A 1,869-nucleotide genomic window follows, 5' to 3' on the forward strand; every position below is an offset into this window, starting at 1 on the left:
ATCCGGCGGAGCTCCGCCGGTTGACCGAGATCGTGGCGGAGAACAACGGCTGGAGAGCGCCGAGACCGGATCCTTCTTCCCAACATCTCTTTTCCGGCCTGCGCGACCGGATCCACCATGTGATCTACGTCGTGAAGGAGAACCGGACCTATGACCAGCTCTTGGGGAACCTGGGGAAAGGGAACGGGGATCCTTCGCTGGCGATTCTCGCTCCCTACAGCCCGAACCACCAGAAGATCGCCCGGGAGTTTGTACTCCTGGACAACTTCTTCGACAGCGGAGAGGTGAGCGGCGATGGCTGGCAATGGTCGACCGCGGCCCGAACGACCGAAACCACCGAGAAGACCGTTCCTCTCCACTATGCCCACCGGGGTCCGACCTACGATTGGGAGGGGAGCAATCGGAATGTTCCGGTTGGCCTCCCTTCCGAGGAGCGACGGGAGGCGAACCCCCTTTTGCCTCGGGATCCCAATCTCCTTCCCGGTCCGGCGGATGCGGCGGCTCCCGATGGCGGCTCGGGGGAAGCGGGCGCCGGCTTTCTCTGGGATGCCGCTCTCCGCCGGGGCCTCTCGGTCCGCAACTACGGCTTCTTTGGCGACTTGACCCGCTACTTCCTTCCGCCCGCGCTCCCCGGCGGGGTGGCGCTCGCGCGCCTTCCCTTTTCCGCCCACCGCCGCCAGTTCTACCCGGTGCAGCAGCGGCTCATCCCCCTCTCGGACCCCTTTTACCGCGGGTTTGATATGCGTTACCCCGACTATTGGCGCTTCCGGGAATGGCAGCGGGAATTCGAGGCATTCTGCCGCAACAGCTCTCTCCCAACGCTGGAGCTCGTCCGGTTGCCGCATGACCACTTTGGCTCCTTCGGCAAGGCGATCGACGGAGTGAATACAGTCGAGACCCAGATGGCGGACAACGATTACGCGCTCGGACTGCTTGTCGAAACGGTCGCCAAGAGCCGTTACCGGAACGACACCTTGATCTTGGTCCTCGAGGATGATGCGCAGGACGGGGTCGATCATGTCGACGCGCATCGGAGCGTAGCTTTCGTAATCGGGCCCTATGTCCGCAAGCGGGGGGTCGTTTCGAGCCGTTTCACGACGGTGAGCCTCCTGCGCACGCTCGAGGAGCTGCTCGGGCTTCCCCCGCTGGGCCTCTTCGACGCGGCGGCCCGCCCCATGGAGGAGGTCTTTTCGCTCACAGAGGCCCAGTGGGACTACCAGGCGGTGGTGCCGGCCGTCCTCCGGACGACCTCCCTCCCGCTACCGGGGAGCGTCCCAGTGGCTGGCGCCTCACGGGGTCGGAGGAGTGCTGCCTATTGGCAGCGGGCGATGGCGGGGGAGCGGTTCGAACGGGAAGATCGGCTCCATCCGGAACGGTTTAACCGGGCGCTCTGGACCGGCCTCCAGGGGGAAGGGGTTCCCTATCCGGCCGCGGGCCGGCGGGAGGGAGTTGAGCCTTAGGACGGCATCCCTGCTTGCTAGGAGTTCCTCCTTGGCAAAAGAGGCTCCTTTCGTATTGGGCAAAGATGCGTCGCGGCCGGATGGGAAGACCTTCCCCGCTTCGCGGTCCTCGGGGATTGGCTCCGGCCGCTCTCCCTCTTTGCCCAAGATCCGCTTCTCGAGTCCGGCTTCGATGGGGAGAGACTGGAAGCGGACCTCTTCAGCGAGCCGGCCGTTCCAAGAAAGTCACGCAGTCGCGGTATCGGGGAACTCCGTAGCGCTCTTGGGGACCCCAGCGCCGAATCTGGCGGACTACCAGCAGGCCCGCCTCGCTGGCCATCTTGCGCACCAGGAGGGGCGAGATATCCGACCGCCAGCCATCATCGTCGCGAGCCGCTCCCATCGAAAGGATCTGGTAGAAGCGGCTCGC

At 65.1% G+C, this 1,869-nt stretch carries 2 pseudogenes; one reads left to right on the forward strand and one right to left on the reverse strand.

From position 1 onward, the window contains the following. Nucleotides 1-1,460, forward strand: a pseudogene (locus FN369_RS11245) (bifunctional YncE family protein/alkaline phosphatase family protein); the annotation flags it as partial. 199 nt (nucleotides 1,461-1,659) lie between these two features. Here FN369_RS11245 and FN369_RS08855 read toward each other — a convergent pair. Continuing rightward, a pseudogene (locus FN369_RS08855) lies at nucleotides 1,660-1,869 on the reverse strand (hypothetical protein); the annotation flags it as partial.

The sequence above is a fragment of the Methylacidimicrobium cyclopophantes genome, assembly GCF_902143385.2.
Lineage (GTDB): Bacteria > Verrucomicrobiota > Verrucomicrobiia > Methylacidiphilales > Methylacidiphilaceae > Methylacidimicrobium > Methylacidimicrobium cyclopophantes.